A 26,592-nucleotide genomic window follows, 5' to 3' on the forward strand; every position below is an offset into this window, starting at 1 on the left:
CGCGCGGCGCTGCTCGAGAACGAGCGGCTGCGCGCCGAGAACGACCGGCACCGCGAGCCGATCGCGATCGTCGCGGCCGGGTGCCGCCTGCCGGGCGGCGTGACGTCCCCGGCTGACCTGTGGCGCCTGGTGGCCGGAGGCCGGGACGCGGTGTCGGGGTTCCCGGAGGACCGGGGCTGGAACGTCGAGGAGCTGTACGACCCGGATCCGGATCAGCCGGGCAAGTCCTACGTCCGGGAGGGCGGTTTCCTCCACGACGCCGGGGACTTCGACGCGGGGTTCTTCGGGATCTCGCCGCGGGAGGCGCTGGCGATGGACCCGCAGCAGCGGCTGCTGCTGGAACTCTCCTGGGAGGTGCTCGAACGCGCCGGGATCGACCCGGCGTCGGTGCGGGGCAGCGACACCGGCGTCTACTCCGGCGTCATGTACCACGACTACGCCGCCGGTGCGGCCCCCGACGGGCTCGAGGGGTTCCTCGGCACCGGGAACTCCGGCAGCGTGGTGTCCGGGCGCGTGGCGTACGCGCTCGGGCTGGAAGGTCCGGCCATCACGGTCGACACGGCGTGCTCGTCGTCGCTGGTGGCCGTGCACCTCGCAGCGCAGGCGCTGCGCGGCGGTGAGTGCTCGCTGGCGCTGGCCGGCGGTGTCGCGGTCATCTTCGGCACCTCGCCGTTCGTGGAGTTCTCGCGGCAGCGTGGGCTGGCGCCGGACGGCCGGTGCAAGGCGTTCGCCGACGCGGCCGACGGCACCGGCTGGTCCGAAGGTGCCGGAGTTCTCTTGCTGGAACGGCTTTCGGACGCGCAGCGCAACGGCCACCCGGTGCTGGCGGTCGTGCGTGGCTCGGCGGTCAACCAGGACGGCGCGTCCAACGGCCTGACCGCCCCCAACGGACCGGCTCAGCAACGCGTGATTCGCCAGGCCCTCGCCCAGGCGGGCCTGGCACCCGGTGACGTCGACGCCGTCGAGGGCCACGGCACCGGGACGACGCTCGGTGATCCGATCGAGGCGCAGGCGCTGCTGGCCACCTATGGGCAGGACCGGGCGGAGCCGTTGTACCTGGGGTCGTTGAAGTCGAACATCGGGCACACGCAAGCGGCGGCGGGCGTCGCGGGGATCATCAAGGTCGTCGAGTCGTTGCGGCACGGTGTGTTGCCGAAGACGCTGCACGTCGACAAGCCGTCGTCCCATGTGGACTGGGACAGCGGTGCGGTCGAACTGCTCACGGAGGCCCGGGAATGGCCGCGGGCCGGACGGCCCCGGCGAGCGGGCGTCTCGTCGTTCGGCGTGAGCGGGACCAACGCGCACGTCATCGTCGAGGAAGCACCGGCACACGAGCCGGCCGCCGAGGTCGGCCCGGTTCCGGCCGTGGTGCCGCTGCTGGTGTCGGGAGCCGGTCCCGACGGCCTGCGCGCTCAAGCCGGCCGTCTGGTCGCACCCCTCGAAGACGGCGCCCGCCTCGCCGACGTCGGGTTGTCGCTCGCGACGACCCGGGCGGCGCTCACCCGCCGGGCCGTCGTCGTGGCCGGGGCCCGGGCGGAGGCGGTGTCCGGCCTGACCGCGCTGGCCGGGGGAGAAGCGGCGCCGAACGTGCTGACCGGCGTCGCCGACGTCGACGGGAAAGTGGTGTTAGTCTTCCCCGGCCAAGGCACGCAGTGGACCGGCATGGGGACCGGGCTGTTGTCCTGGCCGGTTTTCGCCGACGCGCTCGGCGAAGCGGGCGCGGCCCTGGCGCCCTTCGTCGACTGGGATCTGCTGCCCGTCCTCCGCGGCGATCCCAGCGCACCCCCGCTGACGCGAGTGGACGTCGTGCAGCCCGCGTCCTTCGCGGTCGCCGTCGCGCTCGCGCGGCTGTGGCGGTCCTTCGGCGTCCGGCCGGACGCCGTGGTGGGGCACTCGCAAGGCGAGATCGCCGCCGCCGCCGTCGCGGGCGCGCTGCCGCTGGCCGAAGCCGCCCGAGTGGTCGCCGTCCGCAGCCGGATCATCGCCACCCGGCTCGCCGGGCACGGTGGCATGGCCTCGGTGGCGCTGCCCGCCGACCACGTCGTCCCGCGGCTGGAGCGGTGGGCCGGACGGCTGGAGGTCGCCGCGGTCAACGGGCCCGCGTCGGTGGTCGTCGCGGGCGATCCCGGGGCGCTCGGCGAACTCGTGGCAACGTTCGAAGCGGAAGGCGTGCGGGTCCGGGAGATCCCGGTCGACTACGCCTCGCACACCGCGCACGTCGAGCCCGTCCGGGGCGAGCTGACCCGGGCGCTGGCCGATCTGCGCACCGGAACCGCCGATCTGCCGTTCTACTCCACTGTGGACGGACGGTGGCTCGACCCCGAAGACCTCGGCGCCGGGTACTGGTACCGCAACCTGCGCGGGACCGTCCGCTTCGCCGACGCCACCAAAGCCTTGCTGGCCGAAGGTTTCCGGGTGTTCGTCGAGGCGAGCGCGCACCCGGTGCTGACCACGTCGGTGCAGGAGAGCCTCGACACCGCCGGCGTTCCCGCCGTCGCCACCGGCTCGGTGCGCCGCGACGACGGCGGACCGGACCGCTTCCTCGCCTCCCTCGGCGCGTTGCACGTGCGCGGCGCCGAGGTCGACTGGAAACCGCTGTACGCCGGGACGGCCGCCAAGCGCGTCGACCTGCCGACCTACGCCTTCCAGCACCGCCGGTACTGGCTCGGGCAAGCGACCTCCGCCGCCGTGGCCGCGGAGGTGCCCGAGCAGGCGGACGAGCTGCCGGCGTCGTTCGCCGCGTTGCCGGACGAGGAACGCGCGCACGCGCTGCTGGAGCTGGTCCGCGGCGAGGTGGCCGCGGTGCTCGGGCACGACGGCGCCGCCGCAGTCGACCCCGGCGCGGTGTTCTTCGAGATCGGGTTCACCTCGCTGACCGCCGTCGAGGTGCGCAACCGGCTGCAGGAGCGAACCGGCCTCGAACTGCCCGCGATGCTGATCTTCGACCACCCGACCCCGGAACTGCTCGCCGCCCACCTCGACCAGGAGCTGCGCGATGTTTGACGTGGACCGCTACCTCTCCGTGCTGGGCCACCCCGGCCCGGCCGAGCCGACGTGGGACACCCTGCGCCGGCTCCACCGGAGGCACCTGATCACCATCCCCTACGACAGCGCGCTCAACGCGACCCGGGGCACCGCGTTGTGGGCGGACGTCGATGTTGATGTCGACGCCGCTTTCGACAGCGTCGTCACCGGCGGCCGTGGCGGGGTCTGCACCGAGCTCAACGGCCTGTTCCGGACCCTGCTGACCCGGCTCGGCTTCGACACCGGCGTGCTCGCCGCGGGGATCCGGCAGCTGGACGGCTCGTTCGGCCCCGACCTGGAACACCTCTTCGGCTACGTCCGGCTCGACGGCGAGCTGCTGCTGACCGACGTCGGCTTCGTCGGGCCGTCCTATGTAGAACCGTTGCGGATCACCGAGCAGGTGCAGCACCAGTACGGCAACGACTTCCGCGTGGTCGAGCGCGACGGCTACCACGTCGTGCAGCGCCGCGGCCGAGCCGGCGACTGGCAGGCGGTCTACCGGTTCCACCCGCGGCCCCGGGACTTCGCCGAGTGGCGCGGCCCCGGCCTCGGCCTCGAGGAGTTCGCGCGCCGGCTCGCGAGCGCCGGCACGCTGGTGCGCGGCCGCGCGTTCGAGCGCGGCCAGAAGATCCTCATCGGCAGGCGGCTGCTCACCGTCGAGGACGGCCACGACACGATCCGGGGCCTGGTCACCCAGTCCGACTACGACGCAGCGCTGGCGGACATCCTCGGCAGGCCGGCGTGAGCAGGACGGTGGTGGACACCGACGTGCTCGTGGTCGGCTACGGGCCGGTCGGGCAGGTGCTCACGCTGCTGCTCGCGCGGCAAGGCAGGCGGGTGACCGTGCTCGAGCGCTGGCCGGCGCCCTACCCGATGCCGCGGGCGGTGTCGTTCGACGGCGAGTCCGCGCGGATCCTCGCCGCGGCCGGGATCGGCGACGCGCTCGGCGAGGTGAGCGAGTCGTCGCGGGACTACGTCTGGGAGACCGCGGACGGCCGGGTGCTGTTCGCGGTGGACGTCCCGGAGCGGGGCCGGTCCGGCTGGCCGGGGTCGACGTCGATGTACCAGCCGGGGCTCGAAGCCGCGCTCGCCGAGCGGGCACGGGCCCGGCCCGGCGTCACGGTGCTGCGCGGGCGGCGCGTGGTCGCGCTCGCCGACCACGGCGACCACGTGGCGGTCGGTACCGACGGCGAGGACTTCACCGCGCGGTGGGTGATCGGGTCCGACGGCGCCAACAGCTTCGTCCGCGAGGCCGCCGGCATCGGCAGCACCGACTTCGGGTTTTTCAACGACTGGCTGACCTGCGACGTCACCCTGCACGAGCCGCACGCGTTCGAACCCAACAACCGGCAGATCTGCGATCCCGCCCGGCCGCGGACGGCCGTGTCGGCGGGACCGGGCCACCGCCGCTGGGAGTTCATGCGGCTACCCGGTGAGGACGCGGCAGAGTTCGCGAGCACCGAATCGGCGTGGCGGCTGCTCGGCCTGTTCGGCATCGACCCCGGCAACGCGACCCTCGACCGGCACGCCGTCTACACGTTCCAGGCGCGCTACGCCGACCAGTGGCGGTCCGGGCGGGTGCTGCTCGCCGGCGATGCCGCACACCTGATGCCGCCGTTCGCCGGGCAGGGCATGTGCTCGGGCTTCCGGGACGCGGCGAACCTGGCCTGGAAGCTCGACCTCGTGCTGCGCGGCGAGGCGGGGGAGGACCTGCTCGACAGCTACACCGAGGAGCGGCGCCGGCACGTCCAGCACGCCATCGGCCTGTCGATGCAGCTGGGCCGGGTGATTTGCCAGACCGACCCCGCGGCGGCCCGCGACCGCGACGAGGTGATGCTCGCGCAACGGGCCCGGACGACCACGCCGAGCCCACCGGAGGCCGCGGTGGAACCCCTGGCCGCGGGCGTGCTCCACCGGGACGGCACCGGACTCGGCGGGACTTTGAGCCCGCAAGGCCGGGTGTCCCGGGACGGGGTGACCGGCCGCTTCGACGACGTCGTCGGGACCGGGTTCGCGCTGATTTCCGCCGTACCGCCGGACGAACTGCTCGACGCCGGGCGGCGGGCGGTGCTGGCCGCGCTCGGGACCCGGCTGGCCCACGTCGTGCCCCGCGACGCGGAGGTCCCGGGTGCCGTGGCCGACGTCGACGACGTCTACCTGCCACTGCTGGCCGAGGCCGGGGCGGTCGCCGCGCTGGTGCGGCCCGACTTCTACTTCTTCGGCGGGGCGGCCGACAACGCCGGCGCCCGCACCCTCGTGGACGACCTGCTGGCCGCACTGCACTCGGGAAGGCTCTCGCACGCATGACCTCCACAATGGACACCCGAGTCGTCGCCGAATTGCCAGCGGCGCTCGCCGACGTCCTCGCCCGGCCGGCCGCGCAGCAGCCCGCCTGGCCCGATCCCGCACGGGCCGAGGAGATCCACCGCGCGCTGCGGCGGGTGCCGCCGCTGGTGACCGTCGCCGAAACCGAACGCCTGCGCGCCCGGCTCGCCGAGGTCGCGCGCGGGGAAGCCCTGGTGCTGCAGGGCGGTGACTGCGCGGAGACGTTCCACGGCAACACCGAAGAGCACCTGCGCGGCAACGTCGAGCTCCTGCGGGCGGTCGCGGACGTCCTCGAAATCGGCACCGGCCTGCCCGTCGTAGTCCTCGGCCGGATCGCCGGGCAGTACGCCAAGCCCCGGTCGCGCCCGGTCGACGCCACCGGCCTGCCCGCCTACCGCGGCGACCTCGTCAACTCGGTGGTGCCGACCGCGGCGGCGCGGACGCCGGACCCGGAACGGATGCTGCGGGCCTACGCCGACGCGGCCGGCACGCTGCACCGCCTGCGTTCGTTCGGCGGCGCGCGCGAGGTCTTCGCGGGGCACGAGGCATTGCTGCTGGGCTACGAATCCGCGCTCGTGCGCCGTGCCGGGTCCCGGCTCTACGGCAGCTCCGGGCACTTCCTGTGGGTGGGGGAGCGGACCCGCCAGCTCGACGGCGCGCACGTCGCGTTCGCGGCGCTGGTGGCCAACCCGGTCGGCCTGAAGATCGGCGCGACGGCGACCCCCGACGAGGTGCTGGCGTACGTCCGCCGGCTGGATCCGGACCGTACGCCGGGCCGGCTGACGCTGATCAGCCGCATGGGCGCCGACCGCGTCCGGACGGCGCTGCCGCCGATCGTGGCGCGGGTACGCGCCGCGGGGCACCCGGTGCTCTGGCAGTGCGATCCCTTGCACGGCAACACCGAAACGGCACCGAGCGGCCACAAGACCCGCGACGTCGGCCGGGTGGCCGACGAACTGCGCGGCTATTTCGACGTCCACCGAGCGCTGGGCACCCACCCCGGCGGCATCCACCTGGAACTGACCGGCGACGACGTGACCGAGTGCGTGGGCGACGGCATCACCCTGGGCGACCTCCCGGCCCGCTACACGACGGCGTGCGACCCCCGCCTCAACGTCCGGCAGGCGCTGGGGATCGCGGAGGTGGCGGCGGAATCGATCGCCCGCTGACGCCGCTGGACCTCGGAGGCGGCACGATGAGGTCGGCCGGCAACGATCGCGACCGTACCGCGCATGCCGGCGTAGGCCTCACGCTGCGAGCGTCCGGATCAGCCGCGCCAGTTCCCGCGGTTTCGAAGCGAACGGCGAGTGGCTGCTTTCGAGCGAGCCGATCCGGAAGCGGTGGGCCGGTGCGATCCGGTCGGCGTCGGCGATCATCCTGCGTTGCAGCGCGGGGGTGACGACCCGGTCCTGCGTCGTCAGGACGTACGAGCGCGGTATCGATCCCCACCGTTCCCGGGTCGCGCCGACCTCGGCCGCGGCGATCCTGGTGGGGTTGTCCGGGACCAGACCGTTGGCGAAGGCCAGGAACCGCTCTTCTCCGACGTCGCCGTAGAAGGTGCGGTGTAGCAGCGCGCGGTAGCCGGCGTCGCTGCTGCGGAAGTTGATCCGGGTCGCTCCGATCGCCGCGGGGTCGCCGAGGTAGAGGTCCGGGTAGCGGGGTCCGGCCTCGGGCAGTCGGAGGTAGGCGGCGGCCGACCCGAGCAGCGTGGGCACGAGGGCCGCGACGTAGACGACGTGGTCGACCAGGTCGGGAGCCTGCTCCACGGCCCGCGTCACCGTGAGCCCGCCGAGGCTGTGCGCGACGAGGACGAGCTTGCGCCCGGCACCGCGCAGCTGCCGGAGAGCGGCCACGACGGCGTCGGCGGTGTCTTCCAGCGTCAGGTTCCGCAGCGGTGAGGCCTCGGTCGTGAGCCCCTGCTGCCCGGTGGTCAGGTACGACACCGGGAACCGTGCGTTCGGTCCCGCGCCCGGCAGGTCGAGGGCGCAGACGCGGGCGCCCGCCGCCGTCAGCTCGAAGCTCACCTCCGCCCAGGCGGCACCGCTGTGCCACGCCCCGTGCACCAGGACGAAGTCCGTCCCGGCTGCCTTGCCGTGACCCGGCGGCGGCCCGAATCCGGCCATCAATGCGCTCCCGAGGACCGTGCGCCGGTTCGGCGAGTTGGTCAAAGTCCGTTCCCTTCCAGGTTGTCCCGTGCCGCGTGCCGGGCCGCGAGGTAGCCGAACGTCACGGCGCTGCCGACCCGGCATCCCGGTCCGGGATACTCCGACGCGGTGAAGAAGTGTGCGTCGTCGCCACAGGCGTATAGGCCGGGCACGGGTTCGCCGGTCCCGCTGAGGACGCGTGCGTCGGTGTCGGTCCGCACCCCGAGCGTGGTCGCCAAGGGCGTCGGGAAGACGGCGACGGCGTAGAACGGCGGTCGGCTGACGGTTCCGCGCGCCGCCACGGTGTGCGCGAGGGCCTCGGGATCGGCGCCGATCTCCGCGGCCAGCGCCCGCACGGACCGGCCGGACCGCAGGTAGCCGTCGTCGAGATGACGCCGCAACGCCGCTCCCGGCAGGTACGGCCGGACCAGGCCCAAGCCGTACGTCCGCAGCGCCGCCGCGTCGGTGACGAGCCACGCCGGCACCGCCACGCCGGGCCCGGCGGCGTACATGGCGCGGACGAAACGGTGGTAGGACACGGACTCGTCGACGAAGCCGCGGCCCGCTCCGTCGACGGCCACGATGCCGGGCTTGGCCCGGTCCCAGATGTGCGGGAAGACCGCCGTGCTGCCGTCTCGTCGACGGCCGACGGAACCGGGGAACCACATGGCGTTCTCGTCCTGGGCCGCGCCGAGGGCTCCGCTCACCGACTGGGCGAGGCGCAGGCCGTCTCCAGTGGCTTCCGGCACGGCTGGCGTGAACTGGGGGACGGGCTCCGGCAGGTATTCGGCGCGCAACGCGGGGTTCGCGGCGAAGCCACCGCAGGCGAGGACGACGCCGCGCCGGGCGCGGACCCGGCTGACCGTGCCCCGCCGGTGCACCACCGCACCCTCGACCCGGCCGCGCTCGTCGACGACCAGTTCGGCGGCGTGCGCGGTGAACCACACGTCCGCCGATATCGCCGTCAACCGCTCGTAGAGGGCGGCGACGAGCGCGTTGCCCATGGTCAAGCGGGTTCCGCGGGGGTAGCCGCCCGCGCGGTCGAGCAGCCAGCGCAGGCCGAGGCGGCCCGCCGTCGCCGCGGCCCGGACCGGCTGTCCGGTGAACGCGGCCGCCAGCTCGTCGGCTTCGGCCCGGCGAAGCATCAGAGTCCCGCCGAGGAGCGCGAACTCCCGGATCGGGCGCCGGATCCGGCCGAGGGCCCGCCGGCCGAGGCGTCGTCCGTCGAAGGGCTCCGGTTCGAGCGCCCGTCCGATGCCCGCTCCGGGCACCTCGGGGTGGTAGTCGACGGCACCGGCCGTGTGCCGGAAGCCGATCCCCAAACGCCGCAAGCGCTCCAGCGCCTCGGGCGCGTGCCGGAGGTACGCGGTGCGCAGGTCGCGTTGGCTGCGGTCGCCGACGAGCGCGTCGAGGTACCGCGTCGCCTCGACGACGTCCGCTCGGGGATCAGCCTGCTGCCGGTGCCCCGGAATCCACACCGTGCCCGCCGAGCGGGCCGTGGTTCCGCCGACCCACTCCGATTTCTCGGCGACGAGCGTGGACAGGCCCGCACGCGCGGCGACGACCGCGGCGGTGAGCCCGGCCGCGCCCGCGCCGAGGACCAGCACGTCGGTTTCGTGGTCCCAGCCGGCCATCAGTACGTCGCCCGCCCGCCCGAGAGGTCGTACGTGAACCCGGTGGTGAACGACGCGGCCGGGGAGATGGCCCATCGCACGAGCGCGGCGACTTCGGCGACCGTGGCGAGCCGGCCCATCGGGATGAGGGTGCGCAGCCGGGCCACCTGCTCGTCGGACATCCCCCGGATGAGGGTCGTCTCGACCATCGTGGGCGCGATCGCGTTCACCGTGACACCCGTGGTCGCGTACTCCTTGCCGAGTGCCTTCACCATGCCCATGAGCCCGGCCTTCGATGCGGAATACCCGGTCATCCCGGCATTGCCGTCCTTGCCGGCCATCGAGGCGATGTGCAGGAGGCGGCCGTACCCGGCGGCGGCCATCACCGGGAGCACCGCCTGGGACAGTGCGAACGCCCCGGTGAGGTTGACCCGAAGGACGTGTTCGAAGTGGTCGACCGGCTCCTCGGCCGCCGGAGCGGGATCGCCGAGAATGCCGACGCAGTTGACGACCCCGTCGATGTGGCCCAGCGTCTGCGTCGCGCCGTCGACCATCGCCCGCACGCTCGGCGGATCGGCGAGGTCGACGGGGAGCCAGGCCGTCAGCCCCGGTAGATGCGGCCGCACCGCGGGTAGATCGCTGCCGACGACCACCGCGCCCGAGGCCAGAAGCAGTTCGGCGACTCCGGCACCGATGCCGTTTCCGGCTCCGGCGACCAGGACGCGCAGGCCGCCGATTTCATCAGGGTGATTCACGATGACACACCTTTCGAGGACAGCTCACGGGTCTCCGGGCTCGCCAGGACGGCTCCGGCCGAAGCGAGGGCGAGGACGACGAGCAGCGCGCCGATCGCCCAGTACGAACCGGTCGCCGCGCACAGCGCCGACGCGATCAACGGGGTGAACCCGCCCAGCGGATCGGAAAGCGAGCGGGCGACGGTGACCCCCGAGTTGCGTATCCGCGGCTCGAACATCTCGGCGAGGTACGCGCCGGACACCGCGAGGATGACCTTGACGCCGAGCCCGTAGGCGAGCACCAGCGCGACGACGACGAGCAGCGGGTTCCGCGTCTCGAGCAACCAGAAGAACGGGAAGGCGAACGCGGCGAGGAAGAACAGTCCGAAGAGGAACACCGGACGGCGGCCCACGCGATCGGCCAAGTGCCCGCTCAGCGGGATCACCGCGAGCCCGACGGCGTTCGCCACCAGGACCCCGCTCAGGGCCGGCCCGGCGCTCATCCCGAGCTGCGCGGTGCAGTACGAGATCGCGAAGACGTTGAACAGCTGGGCGCAGACGGACTCGGTCGAGCGGGCGAGGGACGCCAGCACCAGGTGCTTGCGGCCGGTGCGCAGGAGTTCCCGCAGCGGGCTCGCCGCCAGCGTCCCGGATTCCCGCAGTTTCTCGAACTCCGGGGACTCCGCCACCCGCAGCCGGAGGTAGAGCCCGACGAACACGAGGCAGAACCCGAAGAGGAACGGCAGCCGCCACCCCCAGTCCAAAAAGGACGCACGGGGGAGCAGTGACATGAGCGAGAAGGCGCCGGTGCCGAGCATGATCCCGAGCCCGACGCCGAGGGCGGGAACGGTCGCGTACAGCCCGCGCCGTCCGGCGGTCGAGTACTCCGAAGTCATGGTCACGGCGGTGCCGTACTCGGCTCCGGCCCCCAGGCTCTGCACCAGCCGCAGGACCACCAGGAGGACCGGGGCGGCCAGCCCGGCCTGGGCGTGCGTCGGAAGCAGCCCGATGGCGCCGGTCGAGGCACCCATCAGCACGAGGCAGAGCACGAGCAGGCGTTTGCGCCCGATCGTGTCGCCCCACCGCGCGAGCACCATGCCCGCCACGGGACGGAACACGAAACCGATCGCGTAGGTGGCCAGGGCCGCCAGCGTTCCGGCGACCGCGCTCGCCGCCGGGAAGAACAGCGGGGCGAACACGAGCGCGGTGGCCGTGCCGTAGATGTAGAAGTCGTACCACTCCAGCACGGTGCCGATGAGGTTCGCGGCTACGGCGCGTCGTCTGGCTCGCGAGGTCGTCCTCGGGTGCAGAGCCGATGAGGTGTGGGTCAACGGTGACCGCCTTCGACGTCGGGTTACGGGACTGGGCAGGAAAAGGGCGGGGTCAGCGCACGGGGGAATCGACGATGGCGCCCGCGTCGCGCAGTGCCCGGCGCAGCTGGTCGCCCGGGACGGCGCGGGTACTGACGTCCTCGCCGGCGGCGATGGCCGCGGCGGTGCCCGCCGCCTGGCCGGTCGCCATCGCCGTCCCCATGTGCCGGCTGGCGCCCATGGCGCGTCCGGTCGCGGACAAGCACCGGCCCGCCACCAGCAAACCCTCGGTGCCCCGCGGGACGAGGCACCGGTACGGGACGGAGAACGGTGCGGGTGGTTCGATCAGCACGAGCCCGGTCCCCGTCGTGTCGTGCACGTCCAAGGGGCCGCCGGCCTGGGCGATCGCGTCTTCGAACTGGCGTCCGCCGAGCACGTCGTCCTCGGTCAGCGTGTAGTCGCCCTCGACGCGCCAGGTTTCGCGCACGCCGATCCAGGGAGCCAGCGCGGCGAGGTAGGAGCGTTCGAAGCCCGGCACGGACGTCCGCAGGAACTCGACGACGGCCCGGACCTGGGCGCGGCCGAGCCGTTCGGCGGCGGTGAGGTCCCGGCTGTCGGAGCCGTCGAGCCCGGTCACCCGGGTCATGAGGATGAACGCGTCCGAGCCCGCGGGCGAGCTGACCAGCGAGAGCAGCTCCTGCTTCAGCGCGCCGGCCTGGACGCCGGCCACCGCGAGCCGCCGCTTTTCCGCACGCGGCAGGGCGCGGAAGCGCGCGACATCGACGTTCGACAGCCGCGCCATCAGCGTCATCGGCTGGCGGTCTCGCCGCTGCTCGGCCCGGCTCTGCGTCCGGCAGCCCGCGCGGCGGCAGACGAGGGCGTTCGCGGTGGCGTCGACCACCACCTGCGCCCGGATCGCGCGGCGGGCGTACTGGTCCTGGGTGACGACTCCGCGGACCGTGGCGCCCTCCTGGAGGGGATCGACCACCTGGGTGTGCAGCCGCACCTCGGCGCCGCTCTCCGCGAGCAGGTCGTCGAGGACGAACTTGAGCACTTCCGGATCGAACGGGAACGTCCGTACCTTGACCGGGTTGCGGCTGGCCTCGGCGAGGACGTACGGCGTGAACCCCTTCGCGCCCCCGGCTTTCACCAGGCGTTCGGTGACCTCGTGGCCGATGCCGCCGCCGACGAGCACGTCCCGCCAGTAGAAGCCCATGAAGCTGGCGACCATCGCGCCGGTGGCCGTGCCGCCGAGGAAGGGCGCCTGCTCGACGAGCACCGTCCGGGCTCCGGACCGCGCCGCGGCGACGGCCGCGCAGAACCCGGCCGGGCCACCACCCGCGACGACGACGTCCACGGATCGGTCGACCTCGATCGTTTCGCCGGGCAGGCTGATCGTCGGGTGCGGCAACGCTGGTTCTCGTCCGGTCATGGTGCAGAACGGTGCCTCGCCGGAGCCGGGCGATGGCCTCCGTTCCGCAATGCAGAACCGCGAAGCTCTGACCAGCTAAGATCACGGGATGGGACGCGCACCGGGTTATCCGCTGAAATCGGTGGACCACGCGCTGCAGGTGCTGGCGACGCTGCAAGCCGGTGCGTCGGTGACGGTCGGCGACGTCGCGCAGCTGCTGGGCATCGGCCGGTCGAGCGCGCACCGCCTGCTGAGCGCGCTGGTGTACCGCGACTTCGCCGAGCAAGGGGTGCGGCGCGAGTACCGGGCGGGTCACCGCCTCCCGGTGCAGCGAGCGGGCAGCGATCCGCTGAACCGGCTGCGGACGTCGGCGGCGCCGGCGATGCAGGAGCTCGCGGCGCAGACGGGCGAAACGGTGTTCCTGCAGGTGCTGCGCGGCCGTGACGTGCACTTCGTCGCCACGGTCGAGTCGGGGCAGGCGGTCCGGGTCGGTGACCGGACCGGCTTGGTGCTCCCGGCGCACATGGTCTCGGGAGGCCGGGCGATGCTCGCGACGATGAGCGACGAAGACGTCATCGCGCTCCACAGCGGCTCACGCCTGGCCGCCGACCCCCGGAGCCTGCGCCGCACCCTGGAAGACGTGCGAGCCAAGGGGTTCGGCACCAACGTCACGGAGACGAGGTCGGGATTCGTCGCGTTGGGCGTGGCGGTGGACGGCCGGGAGGACCACGCGCACACGGCGGTTTCCCTGGGTGTCCCGGAGTTCCGCTACGCCCCGAACCGGCTTCCGGAATACCTGACGGCCCTGCGCCGCGCGGCGGCGACGATCGAGAACGCGAAGCCGGCACCGCGAACCTCGGCCGGGTAAGACACCGTGGAAGCGAAGGGGGCGGGCGGATCGCGGAGCTTGCTCCGGCCGCGTGGCCCTTGCCGAGCCGGCTCATGGGCAACTCTCACAACCCGACCTCGGCGTTTACCGGGTCATCGACAACCTCATAATAGGGACCGCATGATCTCCCCGAACGCGGGAGATATCCCATGTATGGGGGTTCAAGTCCCCCTTTGAACACGCAGACGTGGGAGATCTCCCATGTGGATGTGGGTCACTCAACCTGCAGGTCGGTGGCGAACTTCAGCGTGGGGTTATAGATCAACTCGGTCCTCGGACACTGACCACGACCCCACATGTGCGGATCGAGGGACGCGGGCAGCAGCCGTGCGAGGTCAGGAGGAAACGGCTGCGGCCAGGTTGGCGAGCGATTCTTCGAGCTGGTCTTCGGTCACCATCGGGAACGACACCTGCCGCAGGACGTCCTTGTCGGTGACCTTGCTCCAGTCGTAGGTGAGCGTGACGACGGTGGAATCGGGGCCCTCCGGGGCGAGCTCCCACAGCCATTCCCAGCCGGGGGGCTGGGTACCGGTGGGGGAGGTCTGCCACGCCACCAGCTTGTTCGTGTGGTAGGCGGTGACATGGTTGTCGGTCTGGTAGTCGCCACCCATGTGCTCTCCGGTCATGTTCATGGTGAAGGTCTGCCCGGTCGCGGTGATCCGCTGCGGGTGATCGGCGGAGCGCACGAAGCCCGATCCGTCGAGCGCGGCGTGCCGGTCGGGGCGGGTGAGCACGTCGAAGATGTCGTGCGCTGAGGCGTTGACAGTGCGCTTGACCGTGATCTGCTTGTCGGTGGTCGTCATGACGTCATTCTGTCCCACCCGCCGTCAGTGCACGAGCTGAGCGGGCAGGTCCGTCGTGGCAACAGCGGTCCGTGGTGTTTTATCGCTCGCAGGCTCGGCGGGATCGCGCCGCAAAGAGGTCGCCGGGTCACCGAATGACCTCCGTCTTGAGCGGTCCGCCGGAAGAAGAGGGCCCGGCACGGCGGATTCGATCGGGCGCCGGACTTCCCGACACGTCTTCGCAGGCGGCGGCCACTCCTCCCGCTCGGACATGCTCGTGGCCGAACGACTCTACGTCGCGTCGAGGGTGATTTCGGCCCAAACGGTTTTGCCTGTCGAACGCTGCCACTGTCCCCACGCGACGCTCAACCCCGCGACCAGGCCGAGACCGTGGGGCGCGGCGCCCATGGACGGTTGGGAGCAGGCAGGATCCAGGCAGGCATCATCGACTTCGACGCACAGCCAGTTCCTCCGCCGCAGCAAGCGCACCTGGCGAGGTGGTTCGCCGTGGCGCAGGGCGTTGGAGGTGAGCTCGTCGACCACTGTCACCACGTCTCGGCGAAGGGTGTCGGGCAGGTCGCCCAAGAGCCGGTGCGCCCAGGCGCGCACTGCGGCCAGCTCGCTGAGGTCGTCCGCCACCTCCAGTGCGACGACTCGCAGGTCGTCGGTGCGGTGCAGCGTCTGCTCGATGGCCATCGGCCGCTCACCTTCCCTCGCGCCTCGCGACTACCTCGCTGGGGCATCGTGCCTGGAGTTACCCGCGGGAGCCCCGGACGAACATCGGCTGGCCGGCGAGTCACCGGAAAGCGTTCGGCGCGGACACGCCGGTGACGAACCGGTGTGCGATGTCACGTGGTTTCGAGTGGTCCGCTGGAACTTGGTGGGCAGCCGGCGCGTGTGAGGTGGTCGCGCTGGTCGGCGCGTGCCGGTATCTGCCGGCGAAGCTGTGGTCGTCGAAGCCGGACAGGTCACGGTGTCGCACCGGGCAAGACGCACCAGATCAACGCGTTCCACAACGGCCACGGCGACTGAGTCACCAGCCGGTGCGCCCACGTTCGACGCGGGCGGCCTCGCGCCGGCTGAGGCTTCCGCTGTCCTTTCGTGAAGCCTCAGCCGGCTGCCGGTGGGTCAGCTCTGCGCGATCGTGTTCATCGAGTGCGCTTCGGTCACGTCGCCGGTGTCGAAGAATTCCCAAGGTACGGTGACGAAACCCCGGGCACCCCAGCTCGTGCCCCACGAGTTTTCGATTTTGACGCCCTGGGCGGTGTAGCCGACGATGGTGACTTCGTGGCCGCCGACGACCGGGTCGCTGCGGTCGTCACCGGGGAGGTAGCTGTAGTCCGCCGCGGTCGAGGAATCGAGGTCCATGAAGCTCTGGTGGACTTCGAAACCGATCGGCACCGGGTGGCCTTGCGAGATGGCGTTCTTGATCGCCGTGCGAGCCGAAGTCCCGCTGGTCGGCAGTTCGGTGAAGGAGCCGAGTTTGTAGTGGGCGGCGTTCGCCCGCTCCCGCGAGTTCGGCTGGGTCGTGTAGTCGAAATCGCCCTGGGTGTAGTCGGACCTGGTGTCGATGCCCTGCTTCTGTTCCATGGGCAGCGCGACGCCGGCGTAGGTGCCCTGGTCGTTGCCCTTGGCGATCTGCGCGTAGATGAACATCGGCGCCATCGGCGCGCCCTGGATGCCCTGCTCGTGCATCAGGATGCCGTAGCCGGTGTACCCGGTGGCCCACGTGACGCACGAACCGACCTGGCCCTGGTCGCCCGGGGACAACGCGTACTGCGAGAGGTCGTAGCTGGTCGGAGCGGCGGCCAGCGCCGATGGCTCGGCGACGTGCGCGGCGGCGTGGTGTGCCCGGGATGCGCGCAGATCGAGCCCGAGGCCGTGCGCCGGGTGGTGCTGCGCTGCGCCGGCGGGCAGTTCCGCCGCCTGCACGGCCGCGGTCCCGGTGGCCAGTCCGGCCAGCGCCAAGGTCGCCACCACACCGGCGGTCTTCGTGAATTTCATCGTGTTTGACCCACTCTCGACAAGAATTCGAAAAAGCGGAAAAGGAGCCGGGTCCGTCGTGAATTAATGTGATTTCCGACGGGAACGGGAGAAGGTTAAGCGGTGATCGAATCGCCGGGCACCGACGAACGTATGGATGGTGGCGGAAATTAACCTACGGGGGTCGGGAAAGGTGCGTTCCGGACACGCGCGGTGCGTCGCCGGAGCTGCCGCGGCTTCCGGTTACCCTGCTCGCGGCGCCTGGGTTCACGCGGGTCTCCCTGCGCGCCGGGCCGCGGAGTTGCCCCGTCCTCGCGGCCGCAGCAGTCGGCGGCGATCGGGAGAAGCGGAGTACGACATGACGTGGTTCCAGCGCGCCGGCAGGGCCGGCGTCGCCGCGGTGCCGCTCGCGATCGCGGATCCGATCGCGGCGAGCACCGACACCGCGATCGGCATGAGGCCGATGAAAAGGTAGATTGGCCCGCCTGCGCACCGAATGCGCGACGCATGCTTCCGCGTTGCTGGACCGCGACCCAGCCGACAGCTACCACGCACTCACGGACGAGTCCCAGTTCGAGGAGGTCCAAAAGATCGCCGCGAAGGTCGGCTGACGACGCACCGAGCGCAAATACGCGCGGGGCAAGCGGTTCCAGCTCGACAGCCTCGGCGAGCTCCTGCAGCTGTTCGCGACGGCGGCCCGCCACGACCACCTCACCGCGGACACCGAACGCGCCGCCGACGTCTGCGTCGACTTGATCACGCGGCGCTGGGACGAGCCGGAAGCCGGAGTCTGGGAACTCGCCGACGACTGGTGGTCCCACTCTTGCCTCGCCTGTGTCGCCGTGGTCCGCCGCAAACGCGTCCTCGGCGACGACCAACCCGACACCGGCTCGTAAGGCCCCGTACCGATCGCGCCCAGAAGATCCGCGCAACGGCGTCCGAGTGCGTGGGTACGACCCTGGTCGAGGTCGGCCGCGACGATCCCGCTCCTGCCCGAGCGACCGCGCGACGTCGGCGACGGCGACGGCGAGCACTGCGGGCCCGGACCGACAGCAGCCAGCCGGTCTGCACCCGGTACATGGTCGCTCCGCGGGCGGCTAGCGCTCCGATCTCGTTGCGGTGACGTCGGCAACCCAGTCGGCGATGTAGGCGGTCGTCGGGGTGATGTTGTCGGCGGCGACGTGCTCCACGCCGCCGTCGTGCTCGGTCATGATCTTCAGTTGGCGTCGGACGCTGTTGACCGCCGCGTCGTACTGGCGTCGGGCCATTTCGACCGGGACTTGGCGGTCGTTGCTGCCGTGCAGCACGAGAAACGGCATACGGATCCGCCGGCTGTCCTCGACGAGGTTCATCCTCGCGGTGAAGTGCGCCAGGCCCTCCAGCGAGGTCTGGCCGAAGGTCCAGAGTACGTGCTCCCAGAAGTGCGGCACGGACTTCTCGGCCGGTGCTTCGGCGAGCTGCTGCTGACGTCGGCGCTGCAGGGCACCCCAGTCGTAGATGGCGCCCCAGGCGACGCAGAAGGCGAACCGCGGCTCGTAGGCGGCGACGCGTGGTGCGAAGTAGCCGCCCAGCGACCAGCCCGCGATGCCGATCCGATCGGGGTCACAGTCGCCGCGGGAGAGCAGGTAGTCGAGGCACGCGGTGCCGTACCGTTCGCTCTCGACGACGCCGGGCATGCCGCGCAACCGCAAGGATTCGCCCGAGCCGGGCTGGTCCACGATCAAGGTCGAGATGCCACGGCGGGCGTACTCGCGGGCAATTCCGGTGCCGTAGATCATTTCTTTGGTCGAATCGAGTCCGTTCAGGTGGACCACGATCGGTGGCTGGGGTTCGTCGCCGTAGGCGCGGACGAGCAGCCCGGGCAAGGAGTTACCGCCGTAGGGGATCTCGACGAATTCGCAGTTCTCGCGGCCCAGGGTGATCGCGGTGCGGAAGCTGTCCAGACCGGCTCGGTAGGCGTCGGCGCGGGGTGCGTAGCCGTGCTTCTGCATCCTCTCGGCGGTGAGGAAGTAGATGGACGCGCGCCGGTGCCGCTCGGCGGCGGACAGGTGATGTCCTTGTGCTTCGTCGGCGTCGGCGAGGTCGACCAGGCGTCGGGCCAGCATGCACCACGAGGTGAAGAACTCCTCGGTCGTCGAGTCCGGTCGCAGTGGCCGGCACGCTTCGTCGATCTCGCCGATGGCGGCTCCCTGGCTCAGTGCGAGGTTGAGCGACAGGTTCCACACGTAGTTGCCGGAAAAAGTATTCGAACATCGTCAGCTACCAGTTTCGGTGTGTCGGGGCTACCAGGATCTTGCCGTCGACCCGGCTGGCGGCCAGCGGCTCGAGCCCCCGGGTGACGAGGTCGTCGAGGCTGATCACCGAGTCGAGCAGCAGGGGGCCGAGGATGCCTTCGGCCAGGATGTCCAGTGCGACGCCGAGGTCGTCGTCGCAGACGTGCGCCACCGTCGAGTCGATCGTGACTTCGCGCAGGGCGAGGGAGAACATGTCCACCGCGGGCTTGTCCTTGGGCAGCCCGACGGCCAGCACGCGGCCGCCGGTGGTGACCATCCGCAGCGCCGTCTCGAACTGCCCGGGGGCGCCACTGGCTTCGATCACCACGTCGGCGCCGCGGCCGCCGGTGAGCTCCAGCACCGCGGCGACGACATCATCGTGGGCGGAGAGGGTGCGGGCCGCGCCGAGTTTCGCGGCGCGGTCGAGCTTCGGGCCGGGCAGGTCGACGACGGTGATGTCGACGTGGATCAGGTGGGAAAGGCCGGCGAGGGTGAAGGTGCCGATCGCGCCGGCGCCGATGATCACCACGGAGTCCCCGTGGCGGGCCCCCGCGCGGCGGGCGGCGTGAAGCCCGACGGCCAGCGGCTGCGCCATTGCGGCCGCGTCGAGGGGCAGACCAGCTGGAACCGTCCGCAGCATCCTCGCCGGTGCGGCGACGTACTCGGCCAGCCCGCCTGGGGCGTTCAAGCCCAGGGTGTAGTAGTTGCGGCAGATGTTGGTGCGGCCTTCGGCGCAGCGGTCGCACCGTCCACACCAGACTCCGGCGCCCGCGGCGACGAGGGTTCCGGCGGGGAGTTCGGCTGAGCCGTCGACGACTTCGCCGACGAACTCGTGGCCGGGGATCATCGGCCCGAGGTGGCCGCTGGCCGGGTGCCGGTGGTGCACCGGGACCATGACCGGACCGGCCGTCCACTCGGTTGCGTCGGTGCCGCAGATGCCGCTGCGCCGGACCGCGATCACCACCTCCCCGTCGCGGGGGTGCGGGATGGGGACCTGCTCGATGCGGATGTCCCGGGTTCCGTGGTAGACGGCGGCCTTCATGGTGCTGCTCATGCGGTGACCCCGTCGCTCTGGCGGACGTCGGCGGCGTGGTCGGGGCTGCCGGTGCGGGGCAGCAGCAGGGTGGTGAGCGCGGCCAGGCCGAAGAAGCCGGCGCACACGATGAGGCCGCCGCTGAACCCGACCGAGCCCGCGAGCCCGGCCAGCAGGAACGGGGCGAACGCCGACACGCCGCGGCCGACGTTGAAGCAGAACCCGGCGCCGGTGGCGCGGGCGCGGGTGGGGAACAGTTCGCCGAGGTAGGAGCCGAACAAGCCGAAGAATGCGGTGAAGGCGCCGAAGAGCGGGCCGAGCAACAGCAGCGTGGTCTGGTGGGTGGTGAAGGCGTAGCTGGGCAGGGTGAGCGTGACGCCGAGCAGGGTGAGGATGATCGTGCGGCGGCGGCCGATCCGGTCGGCGAGGGTCCCGAAGCCGTTGTAGCCGGCGAACATGCCGAGGTTGAGGATCGTCACGAACAGGGCGACGGAACCGGTGGGCAGGTCGCGTTCGGTGGTCAGGTAGGTCGGCAACCAGGTGGTGGCTCCCCAGTAGCCGGTCAGGGCCAGCGCGGACATCAGCGTGCCCAGCAGGGTGGTGCGGCGCCGTGAGCCGCTGAGGACGGCCCGCACGGTGACGGTGTCCTCGAGGTGCTGGTCCTTCTCCGCCGCCCAGGTGGCTGATTCGCGGAAGAAGACCGCGACGACGAGCACCGGCACGACGACGGCGGCGCCGGCAATGAGGAACATCTGGCGCCAGTCGGGGAGGAATTGCCCGGAGATGGTGGCCGCGATCGCTCCGCCTGCGGGGAAGGCGCTGATCACGAACGCGGCGGCACGGCCGCGGCTGCGGGGCGGCCAGGTTTCCACGACGTAGGCCGACACGACGCTCCAGACAGCGCCGAGTCCGATGCCGGCCAGGAACCGGAGGATGAGGAAGACCGCGAAGTTCGGGACCACGGCCAGCGCCGCGGTGAACCCGCCGAAGACGACCAGCGAGCCGATCAGGGCCTTCTTGCGGCCGAAGTTGTCGGCGAGGTAGCCGCCGGTGACGCTGCTGACCCCGATGCCCAGCAGGGTCGAGGTCGCAAGCAGACCGGCTTGGGTCACCGACAGCCCGAGGTCGTGCCGGATCACCGGCAGCGCCAGGGACAGCAGGACGATCTCCAGTGCGTCGAACAGGTAGGCGAGGAAACACCCGCCCAGCACGATCCAGCGAGTAGTTCTCATTCGGTGCACCTCCACGTTGAGCTGCGGAACGCAGGCAGAACCGGCGGGCCGGCGGCGGGCCGGCTCGCCGGTGAGGACCAAGGTCAGGAGTGGGTGGGTTCGGCGACGAGGACGAGGTCGAACGCGATGCTCGTCCAGGCCTCCGGCCTGTCGGAGCCGTCGGGGGCCACCCCGGCGGGGTGGTGCTCGACGTCGACGACGAGGCCGTCCTTGACGCCGAACACCGCGTCGCGGCCGAGGTAGGGGTCACCGGCCACGAAGATGTGAGTGATCAGGGTGCGGTGGCCCGGCGCGGTGACCATGAAGTGCAGGTGGGCGGGCCGCATCGGGCCGCGGCCGGCGGCGGTGAGCAGGTCGCCGACCGGCCCGTCGTGCGGGATCGGGTACGGCGCCGGCAGCACCGACCAGAACCGGTATCCGCCGTCGGCCCCGGCGCGGAGCCGGCCGCGGCCGGCCGAGCGGTCGTCGCTGTACTGGACGTCGTAGAAGCCGTCCTCGTCGGCTTCCCACACATCGATGCGCGCCCCGGCGATCGGGTGCCCGCCGGTGTCGCGGACCTGGCCCGAGACGTAGCAGGGCGGGCCGGCCGCGCCGCGGGCGATGTCGCCGCCGAGCTCCACCTCGGGGGCGTCGTCGATGAAGAAGGGCCCGAACACCGTCGCCTCGGTCGCCCCGGGCACCGCCGGTTCGTTGATGGCGACGGTCAGCATGGACAGCCCGAGGACGTCGGAGAGCAGGATGAACTCCTGACGGCGATCGTCGGTGATGTGCCCGGCGCGGGTCAGGAACGCGATCGCCGCTTCCCACTCCCGCTCGCTGAGCCGGACGTCGCGGGCGAAGGCGTGCAGGTGCCGCACGAGGCTCTGCATGACTTCACGCAGCCGCGGGTCGGCGGTGGTGTCGAAGCTGGCCAGTACCTCGTCGGTCACGGCCTGTTCGCGCTCGGCGGGAGTCACGGGGCCTCCCCGGCGGGGTCGGTCCCGGCCCAGGCCGCGTGCAGCAGCGTCCGGACGCCCTCGGCAGTGACCGGGCGCGGATTGTCGGCGGGGGCGAGCGCGAGGATGTCGCCGTGGACGGTGTCGAGGTCGGCCTCGCGCAGCCCGAGCTGCCGCAGCCCGGCGGGGACGCCGAGCTTCGCGCCGAGGTCGCGCAGGGCCTCGACCGGGTCGGCGTGGCCGAGCGCGGCGGCGATGCGGCTCGCCGCTTCGGGAGCGTGCGGCGCGTTGAACGCCAGGACGTACGGGAGCACGATCGCGTGGGTCCAGGCGTGCGGGAGGTCGAACGCGCCGCCCAGGACGTGGCAGATCTTGTGGTGCAGGCCGGATCCGGTGCCGGCGAACGCGGATCCGGCGAGATAGGCGCCGAGCAGCAGCTCGGTCCGGGCCTCCGCGTCGGCGGCGCCCCGGGACAGGCCGGCGAGGAGGTGGCGGATGCCGCCCTCGGCGACGGCACCCGAGATGGGGTTGCGGCGAGGGGCCCAGAAGGCGTCGACGCAGTGGGCCAGGGCGTTGAGGCCGCTGGCGGCCGACAGCTCGGCCGGCAGCGTCGCGGTCAGGTCGGGGTCGTAGACGACCGTGCGCGGCAGCACCCGCGGGTCGGTGCCGGTGGTCTTGCGTCCGCGCTCGGTGAGCCCCCACACCGGGGTGACTTCGGATCCGGCGTACGTGGTGGGCACGGCGAGGATCGGCAGCCCACTGGTCAGCGCGACCGCTTTGGCGGTGCCGGTGGTCGATCCGCCACCCACCGACAGCAGCAGGTCGGCGTCCGTGGCCGCGTCGCGGGCGAGTTCGGCGGTCTCGATCGGGACGTGGGGGCGCACGGCCGTGAACGTCGCGGCGATCCGGCCGGCGAACGGTGCGGTGAGCTCGTGGGCCAGTGCGCTCTCGGCGTCCGACGCCACGAGCAGGATCCGGGTGGCGCCGAGCGCGTCGACCTCGGCGTGCAGGCGGGTGCGGGCCGCGCCGGGGCTGAACACGACACGGCCGGGCAGGGCGTCGTACGTGAAGGCGGTCATCGGGGCGGCTCCGGCAGGACGGTGGGCTGGTAGGCCAGCAGCAGCCACCGGTCGTCTTGGCGCACCCACACGGCCATCGCGCGGTTCGCCAGGGTTTTCCGTGTGCCGCCGGCGGTGATGTCGGCGTGCATCTCGCCCACCACGACGACGGTGTCGCCGGCCACGAGGATGCGGTCCACCGGGTGGTCGATGTGGTGGTAGAGGTAGAAACCGGACCGGAGTTTGTCCTGATAGGACTCCAGTGTGTCGGTGACGCCGTTGGAGTGGGTGTAGGCGAGGTCGGGATGGGCGTGCGCGGTGAAGGCGTCGATGTCGCCGGCGATCACCGCGGCGTAGCGGGCATCTTCCAAGGCGCGGATGGCCGACTCGATCTCGGCGACGGTGCTGGTGGTCATGAAAGCGCTTCCTGCTTGGTGGTGGTGCGCAGCCGCAGGGCCGCGAGCACCTGGGCCATGTCCTCGTCCCCGAGCCCGGCGGCGGTCGCGTCGTTCAGCACGGCGTAGGCGGCTTCGGCGCCTGGCAAAGCGAAGCGGTCGCCGGCCAGGTCCAGGGCCAGGCCGAGGTCCTTGCGGATGAGCGAGATCGGCGCGGCGACCCCGGCTGAGTCCGGGGCGAGGAACGCCTCCTCCTTGTAGCCGACGTAGGGCGCGCCGGCCGCGCTGGCGCGCAGCACCTCGTAGAACACAGGGAGGTCCAGCCCGCCCGCTTCGGCGATCAGCAACCCTTCGGCGATTCCTTGGCTGAGGGTGGCGAGCACGGCGTTGACCGCCAGCTTCGCCGCCGAGCCCGATCCGGCCGGGCCGGTGTGGAACTGCGCCGACGTCATCGCGGCGAGGACCGGGCGGATCCGGGCGAACTGCTCGTCCGTGCCGCCGACCATGGCGGTGAGCGCGGCGGCCTCGGCCATCGACACGCTCCCGGACACCGGCGCGTCGACGATGGCCACCGGCCCGGTGGTGGCCAGGTCCCGCACCACGGCCGGTCCGACGGTGCCCATCACCACGTGGAGGTGGTCGCGGTCGGCGTCGGCCAGCCCCCGCACGACCAGTTCCCGGGTCGACGCGCCGTCCGGCAGCATGCTGATGCTCAGGTCCGCGACGGCGAGCTCCGCCGCCGCAACCGCGGTGAGGCCGTCCGGGACGCGATCGAGCCCCGGGTCGTGGGCGAGCACCGTGTGCCCGGCCCGCGCGAGGTGGGTGGCCATCGGCCGGCCCATCCGGCCGAGGCCGGCAAATCCGATCAGCACGCCAGCTCCTCGTCATCGACGTTGACTCAAGTGTTCACTAATATTGAACACTTGGCGTCCTACGTCAAGTGAGGACGGACACGTGGAGAGAGGTCAGTCGCGTCGGGAGGACAGCAGATCGAGTGCCTCGACCACGTTCGACGGGTGCGACGAGCCATCGGCGGAGAGCTCACCGAGCTGGGTCTTCACCCACTCGCGGGTGTGCTCGAGCTCGTGGCGGCCGGCCACGAACCACACGCCGCGCGCGGGCTGGGTGCCGTGGTTGAGGTACAGGTGCGGGCGGGTGGAGTCGAAGCACAGCGAGTCGCCCGTGGTGATCACGTGCCGGTCGAAGTCGAGCAACAGGGTCAGCTCGCCGGAGAGCAGGTAGGCGTACTCGGTTCCGCTGTGACGCATCAGCGTCCGGTCGGCCGAGCTGGCGGCTCCGGGCTCGTAGGTGACCAGCAGCGTATCCACGTCGTCCCGGCCGGCGAGCCGTTCCCAGCGGACACCGGTGGCCATTTCGAGGACGGGATTGTCGGCGGCGCGCTGCACGACGTCGGACGCCGCCCGCGCGACCGGCTGCTCGGCTTCGACCGGCGCCGCCTCGCCGGTGCGAGCGCCGGTGCCGAGGAGGTTGTCGAGGGAGATACCGAGGTGGCTGACCAGCGCGTACAGCGTACTCACCGACGGCTGGGACCGGCCGGTCTCGACCTGGGAAAGCAAGCTCGCCGAGATGCCGGCCGCGGTCGCCACGCTGCGCAGGCTCAGCTTCTGCGCCAGGCGCGCCTGGCGCAGCCCGGGCCCGATCTTGTCTTCCATTGCGGTCCTCCACGCCTGGGTTCGCTGCCACTGAACAATACCGGGCGCCATCAAGATTCGGGCGGCCCCGCTGGGGGACCGGCCCGTATCTGCTGACATCGAGCTATTCGCCCGCCGGGCGGCGGCTGCCTTCCTCACGGCAGGGTGATCTCGCCGCACTCTGCTTGACGCCACTGTTCAGTGGAGTTAAACAAGAGCGTCTACGACAGCTTTTGCACATCTGGAGGCATGGATGCCGACACACGAGCCGACGATCAGGGCAGTCCTGGCCGGCCGCCCCGTCAGCCAGGACGACATTCAGGGGTGGGAGACAGCGCGGCTGCGGAAGGCCGCCCGGAAGATCGGCCTGCCGGCCCCGGCCGGCGAACTCGCCTGCGCGAGGCGGTCGTTCGCCGACGCCAAGCTGGGGCTCGGCCCGGACGAAGTCCGCCGTCGGCTGGCCCGCGACATCCGTCTCGCCGACGCCGTCGCGCGCACCTCCACCCGGTTGTCCCGCGGGCGCCGCACCACCAGCACCTGCGACCTTTACGTCACCGGAGCCGGCACGGCCGCGGAGTTCGTCGCGTGGTTCACCGGTACCGACCGCGAGGACTACGCCCGCAGCATGATCGCCGCCAACCCCGACCACTTCCTGATCGACACCGCCCCAGACGGGCGCCAGGAAGTCATCGAGACCACCGGAGGCAGCCCTCTCGCGACCCGTTTCCTGATCGACTACTCCGATACCGCCGAGATCGTCACCCGGCGGGACCCGGCGTTCCCGCTCGAGACCGCCGGCGTCGCCCGCGCCGGTACCGGCCTGGCGATCGGCGCGGTCCGGCACGAGTTCCGCGACGACGGCGACGGGTTCCACGCCCGCCTCTGTGTCGAGTTCCCGCAGCTCGCCATGCCGAGCATGATCTCGCAGCACCGCATGCACCTCGCCTGCGAGTTCTCCAACTGGATCACTTTCGCCTTCGCGCAGTGAGGGCGGAAGCCGTTTGGACCGAGGTCGAACGACTATCGAACACGAGCGGTCGCCGTGAAGTCGCACTTCCTGACCCTCGCCGAGGCACTGCCGGTGCTGGTGCAAGCCGCCGAGGCAGCCCAGGACGCCGGGGCACGGGCGCAGGCGTACACGCTGGTCACCCGGGCGCTGGTGAAGCTGCGTCCCAGTGGCCTGGAATGGATCAGCGCTGACCGGGCGGTGCGAGCCGCAGGCGAAGCCGCGCAGCCACTTGTGCTCGCCGAAGCGGAACGAACGCTGTCGGGAGTGTGCCGCCGTGCCGGCGACCACGACCGTGCTCGCGACCTCGTCCTGAAGGCTGCTGACCGCTGAGGCTCGATGGCCGCGACCCGCGTCACCTGCTGTGCACCGGGGCCGGGCTGCGGCCCGCGCCGGGGACGGGCCCCGGGCACGTGACCTGCCGGCAGATGCGGCAGCGACCGCGGACCGTCTTGACGGCGATGACGTCTTACGAGCTCGCGCGAACTTGTTGAGCCATCGCGTGTCGTGGAACAGCCGCTCGGCAAACCCGGCGTTGCCCTGCGGCACGCGCGCACCGCCAGGATGTGAAGTTCCCCGACACCGAGCGTGAAGGCCGCTATCTCGTCGCTGTACAGCTGCAGCTCGGCCAGCCCGGACCGGCGCACAGCACGTTGCTGGCCGCCGAACGCTGCGCTCCCGAAGTGCACACCCGCGCAGCTGTCCGGACGATCGCCGATGCACTGCTGAACCGGATTTGATCTCCGGGCGCCCAATGTGCCGGGAGGCCATGATCCACCGGAGGCAACGTTCC

General features: G+C 71.8%; 24 protein-coding genes and 2 pseudogenes. 10 read left to right on the plus strand and 16 right to left on the minus strand.

What is annotated here, in order from left to right:
* The 4 genes and pseudogenes from ACLJQM_RS11100 to ACLJQM_RS11115 all read left to right on the plus strand — a co-directional run.
* Positions 1–2,991, plus strand: a pseudogene (locus ACLJQM_RS11100) (type I polyketide synthase); the annotation flags it as partial.
* A 4-nt stretch (positions 2,992–2,995) separates the two neighbouring features.
* Positions 2,996–3,769: an arylamine N-acetyltransferase family protein gene (locus tag ACLJQM_RS11105; protein ID WP_410631079.1), complete on the plus strand. Its 774-nt coding sequence runs from the start codon at positions 2,996–2,998 to the stop codon at positions 3,767–3,769.
* A gap of 23 nt (positions 3,770–3,792) precedes the next feature.
* Positions 3,793–5,331 (plus strand): bifunctional 3-(3-hydroxy-phenyl)propionate/3-hydroxycinnamic acid hydroxylase, encoded by a 1,539-nt coding sequence (locus ACLJQM_RS11110; protein WP_410631367.1) that lies wholly within the window; start codon positions 3,793–3,795, stop codon positions 5,329–5,331.
* Positions 5,332–5,339: 8 nt separating this feature from the next.
* On the plus strand, positions 5,340–6,518 hold the full coding sequence (locus tag ACLJQM_RS11115; protein WP_410631080.1) for a 3-deoxy-7-phosphoheptulonate synthase: 1,179 nt from the start codon (positions 5,340–5,342) through the stop codon (positions 6,516–6,518).
* A 78-nt stretch (positions 6,519–6,596) separates the two neighbouring features.
* On the opposite strand, the gene ACLJQM_RS11120 is transcribed toward ACLJQM_RS11115, so the two are convergent.
* From ACLJQM_RS11120 to ACLJQM_RS11140, 5 genes are all read right to left on the minus strand, one after another.
* On the minus strand, positions 6,597–7,472 hold the full coding sequence (locus ACLJQM_RS11120) for an alpha/beta fold hydrolase (RefSeq protein ID WP_410631081.1): 876 nt from the start codon (positions 7,470–7,472) through the stop codon (positions 6,597–6,599).
* Positions 7,473–7,513: 41 nt separating this feature from the next.
* Positions 7,514–9,127 carry an FAD-dependent oxidoreductase gene (locus tag ACLJQM_RS11125; RefSeq protein ID WP_410631082.1) on the minus strand — a complete coding sequence of 538 codons (1,614 nt, stop codon included), beginning with the start codon at positions 9,125–9,127 and terminating at the stop codon, positions 7,514–7,516.
* Positions 9,127–9,861: an SDR family NAD(P)-dependent oxidoreductase gene (locus ACLJQM_RS11130; RefSeq protein ID WP_410631083.1), complete on the minus strand. Its 735-nt coding sequence runs from the start codon at positions 9,859–9,861 to the stop codon at positions 9,127–9,129. The genes ACLJQM_RS11125 and ACLJQM_RS11130 overlap by 1 nt, the downstream gene beginning before the upstream one ends.
* Complete coding sequence (locus tag ACLJQM_RS11135) at positions 9,858–11,087, minus strand: MFS transporter (RefSeq protein WP_410631084.1); 1,230 nt, start codon at positions 11,085–11,087, stop codon at positions 9,858–9,860. The genes ACLJQM_RS11130 and ACLJQM_RS11135 overlap by 4 nt, the downstream gene beginning before the upstream one ends.
* 136 nt (positions 11,088–11,223) lie before the next feature.
* Entirely contained in the window at positions 11,224–12,582 is a 1,359-nt protein-coding gene (locus tag ACLJQM_RS11140) for an FAD-dependent oxidoreductase (protein WP_410631085.1), read from the minus strand.
* An 88-nt stretch (positions 12,583–12,670) separates the two neighbouring features.
* On the opposite strand from ACLJQM_RS11140, the gene ACLJQM_RS11145 reads away from it, so the two are divergent.
* Complete coding sequence (locus ACLJQM_RS11145) at positions 12,671–13,429, plus strand: IclR family transcriptional regulator (RefSeq protein WP_410631086.1); 759 nt, start codon at positions 12,671–12,673, stop codon at positions 13,427–13,429.
* Between the two features lie 356 nt (positions 13,430–13,785).
* On the opposite strand, the gene ACLJQM_RS11150 is transcribed toward ACLJQM_RS11145, so the two are convergent.
* From ACLJQM_RS11150 to ACLJQM_RS11160, 3 genes are all read right to left on the minus strand, one after another.
* A complete protein-coding gene (locus ACLJQM_RS11150; RefSeq protein ID WP_410631087.1) occupies positions 13,786–14,253 on the minus strand; it encodes an SRPBCC family protein in 468 nt (155 codons plus the stop codon).
* 270 nt (positions 14,254–14,523) lie between these two features.
* Complete coding sequence (locus tag ACLJQM_RS11155) at positions 14,524–14,928, minus strand: ATP-binding protein (RefSeq protein ID WP_410631088.1); 405 nt, start codon at positions 14,926–14,928, stop codon at positions 14,524–14,526.
* A gap of 432 nt (positions 14,929–15,360) precedes the next feature.
* Positions 15,361–16,236: a C1 family peptidase gene (locus tag ACLJQM_RS11160; RefSeq protein ID WP_410631089.1), complete on the minus strand. Its 876-nt coding sequence runs from the start codon at positions 16,234–16,236 to the stop codon at positions 15,361–15,363.
* A 455-nt stretch (positions 16,237–16,691) separates the two neighbouring features.
* Here ACLJQM_RS11160 and ACLJQM_RS11165 point away from each other — a divergent pair, with 455 nt between their 5' ends.
* The gene (locus ACLJQM_RS11165; RefSeq protein WP_410631090.1) at positions 16,692–16,826 is read left to right on the plus strand and encodes a hypothetical protein; all 135 of its coding nucleotides are present in this window, start codon (positions 16,692–16,694) and stop codon (positions 16,824–16,826) included.
* Between the two features lie 42 nt (positions 16,827–16,868).
* A pseudogene (locus ACLJQM_RS11170) lies at positions 16,869–17,111 on the plus strand (hypothetical protein); the annotation flags it as partial.
* Positions 17,112–17,312: 201 nt separating this feature from the next.
* Here the strand turns inward: ACLJQM_RS11170 and ACLJQM_RS11175 are convergent.
* The 8 genes from ACLJQM_RS11175 to ACLJQM_RS11210 form a co-directional block, all read right to left on the minus strand.
* The gene (locus tag ACLJQM_RS11175; RefSeq protein WP_410631091.1) at positions 17,313–18,440 is read right to left on the minus strand and encodes an alpha/beta hydrolase family protein; all 1,128 of its coding nucleotides are present in this window, start codon (positions 18,438–18,440) and stop codon (positions 17,313–17,315) included.
* 34 nt (positions 18,441–18,474) lie between these two features.
* Positions 18,475–19,542: a zinc-dependent alcohol dehydrogenase gene (locus ACLJQM_RS11180; RefSeq protein ID WP_410631092.1), complete on the minus strand. Its 1,068-nt coding sequence runs from the start codon at positions 19,540–19,542 to the stop codon at positions 18,475–18,477.
* Positions 19,539–20,753 (minus strand): MFS transporter, encoded by a 1,215-nt coding sequence (locus tag ACLJQM_RS11185; protein ID WP_410631093.1) that lies wholly within the window; start codon positions 20,751–20,753, stop codon positions 19,539–19,541. Before ACLJQM_RS11185 ends, ACLJQM_RS11180 begins: the two co-directional genes overlap by 4 nt.
* 83 nt (positions 20,754–20,836) lie before the next feature.
* On the minus strand, positions 20,837–21,709 hold the full coding sequence (locus ACLJQM_RS11190; protein WP_410631094.1) for an intradiol ring-cleavage dioxygenase: 873 nt from the start codon (positions 21,707–21,709) through the stop codon (positions 20,837–20,839).
* On the minus strand, positions 21,706–22,767 hold the full coding sequence (locus tag ACLJQM_RS11195; RefSeq protein WP_410631095.1) for a maleylacetate reductase: 1,062 nt from the start codon (positions 22,765–22,767) through the stop codon (positions 21,706–21,708). The genes ACLJQM_RS11190 and ACLJQM_RS11195 overlap by 4 nt, the downstream gene beginning before the upstream one ends.
* Positions 22,764–23,162 carry a nuclear transport factor 2 family protein gene (locus tag ACLJQM_RS11200; RefSeq protein WP_410631096.1) on the minus strand — a complete coding sequence of 133 codons (399 nt, stop codon included), beginning with the start codon at positions 23,160–23,162 and terminating at the stop codon, positions 22,764–22,766. The genes ACLJQM_RS11195 and ACLJQM_RS11200 overlap by 4 nt, the downstream gene beginning before the upstream one ends.
* Positions 23,159–24,013: an NAD(P)-dependent oxidoreductase gene (locus ACLJQM_RS11205; RefSeq protein ID WP_410631097.1), complete on the minus strand. Its 855-nt coding sequence runs from the start codon at positions 24,011–24,013 to the stop codon at positions 23,159–23,161. Before ACLJQM_RS11205 ends, ACLJQM_RS11200 begins: the two co-directional genes overlap by 4 nt.
* A 93-nt stretch (positions 24,014–24,106) precedes the next feature.
* Positions 24,107–24,814, minus strand: a complete 708-nt coding sequence (locus ACLJQM_RS11210; protein WP_410631098.1) for a helix-turn-helix domain-containing protein — start codon at positions 24,812–24,814, stop codon at positions 24,107–24,109.
* Between the two features lie 232 nt (positions 24,815–25,046).
* Between ACLJQM_RS11210 and ACLJQM_RS11215 the strand changes: the two genes are divergently transcribed.
* The 3 genes from ACLJQM_RS11215 to ACLJQM_RS11225 all read left to right on the plus strand — a co-directional run bounded on the left by ACLJQM_RS11215 (position 25,047) and on the right by ACLJQM_RS11225 (position 26,539).
* Entirely contained in the window at positions 25,047–25,781 is a 735-nt protein-coding gene (locus ACLJQM_RS11215) for a hypothetical protein (RefSeq protein ID WP_410631099.1), read from the plus strand.
* Between the two features lie 54 nt (positions 25,782–25,835).
* Positions 25,836–26,132, plus strand: coding sequence for a hypothetical protein (locus ACLJQM_RS11220; protein ID WP_410631100.1), 297 nt, complete (start codon positions 25,836–25,838; stop codon positions 26,130–26,132).
* A gap of 233 nt (positions 26,133–26,365) precedes the next feature.
* Positions 26,366–26,539, plus strand: a complete 174-nt coding sequence (locus tag ACLJQM_RS11225) for a hypothetical protein (RefSeq protein WP_410631101.1) — start codon at positions 26,366–26,368, stop codon at positions 26,537–26,539.
* The last annotated feature ends 53 nt before the right edge of the window (positions 26,540–26,592 follow it).

This window comes from Amycolatopsis sp. cmx-4-83, assembly GCF_046548815.1.
Taxonomy (GTDB): Bacteria; Actinomycetota; Actinomycetes; order Mycobacteriales; family Pseudonocardiaceae; genus Amycolatopsis; species Amycolatopsis pretoriensis_A.

Excerpts from the sequence above, each read along its gene's own strand:
- ACLJQM_RS11105 (WP_410631079.1), top strand. The coding sequence starts at position 2,996 with ATGTTTGACGTGGACCGCTACCTCTCCGTGCTGGGCCACCCCGGCCCG.
- ACLJQM_RS11115 (WP_410631080.1), top strand. The coding sequence starts at position 5,340 with ATGGACACCCGAGTCGTCGCCGAATTGCCAGCGGCGCTCGCCGACGTC.
- ACLJQM_RS11120 (WP_410631081.1), bottom strand. The coding sequence starts at position 7,472 with ATGGCCGGATTCGGGCCGCCGCCGGGTCACGGCAAGGCAGCCGGGACG.
- ACLJQM_RS11125 (WP_410631082.1), bottom strand. The coding sequence starts at position 9,127 with ATGGCCGGCTGGGACCACGAAACCGACGTGCTGGTCCTCGGCGCGGGC.
- ACLJQM_RS11140 (WP_410631085.1), bottom strand. The coding sequence starts at position 12,582 with ATGACCGGACGAGAACCAGCGTTGCCGCACCCGACGATCAGCCTGCCC.
- ACLJQM_RS11145 (WP_410631086.1), top strand. The coding sequence starts at position 12,671 with ATGGGACGCGCACCGGGTTATCCGCTGAAATCGGTGGACCACGCGCTG.
- ACLJQM_RS11150 (WP_410631087.1), bottom strand. The coding sequence starts at position 14,253 with ATGACGACCACCGACAAGCAGATCACGGTCAAGCGCACTGTCAACGCC.
- ACLJQM_RS11155 (WP_410631088.1), bottom strand. The coding sequence starts at position 14,928 with ATGGCCATCGAGCAGACGCTGCACCGCACCGACGACCTGCGAGTCGTC.
- ACLJQM_RS11160 (WP_410631089.1), bottom strand. The coding sequence starts at position 16,236 with ATGAAATTCACGAAGACCGCCGGTGTGGTGGCGACCTTGGCGCTGGCC.
- ACLJQM_RS11180 (WP_410631092.1), bottom strand. The coding sequence starts at position 19,542 with ATGAGCAGCACCATGAAGGCCGCCGTCTACCACGGAACCCGGGACATC.
- ACLJQM_RS11185 (WP_410631093.1), bottom strand. The coding sequence starts at position 20,753 with ATGAGAACTACTCGCTGGATCGTGCTGGGCGGGTGTTTCCTCGCCTAC.
- ACLJQM_RS11195 (WP_410631095.1), bottom strand. The coding sequence starts at position 22,767 with ATGACCGCCTTCACGTACGACGCCCTGCCCGGCCGTGTCGTGTTCAGC.
- ACLJQM_RS11200 (WP_410631096.1), bottom strand. The coding sequence starts at position 23,162 with ATGACCACCAGCACCGTCGCCGAGATCGAGTCGGCCATCCGCGCCTTG.
- ACLJQM_RS11210 (WP_410631098.1), bottom strand. The coding sequence starts at position 24,814 with ATGGAAGACAAGATCGGGCCCGGGCTGCGCCAGGCGCGCCTGGCGCAG.
- ACLJQM_RS11215 (WP_410631099.1), top strand. The coding sequence starts at position 25,047 with ATGCCGACACACGAGCCGACGATCAGGGCAGTCCTGGCCGGCCGCCCC.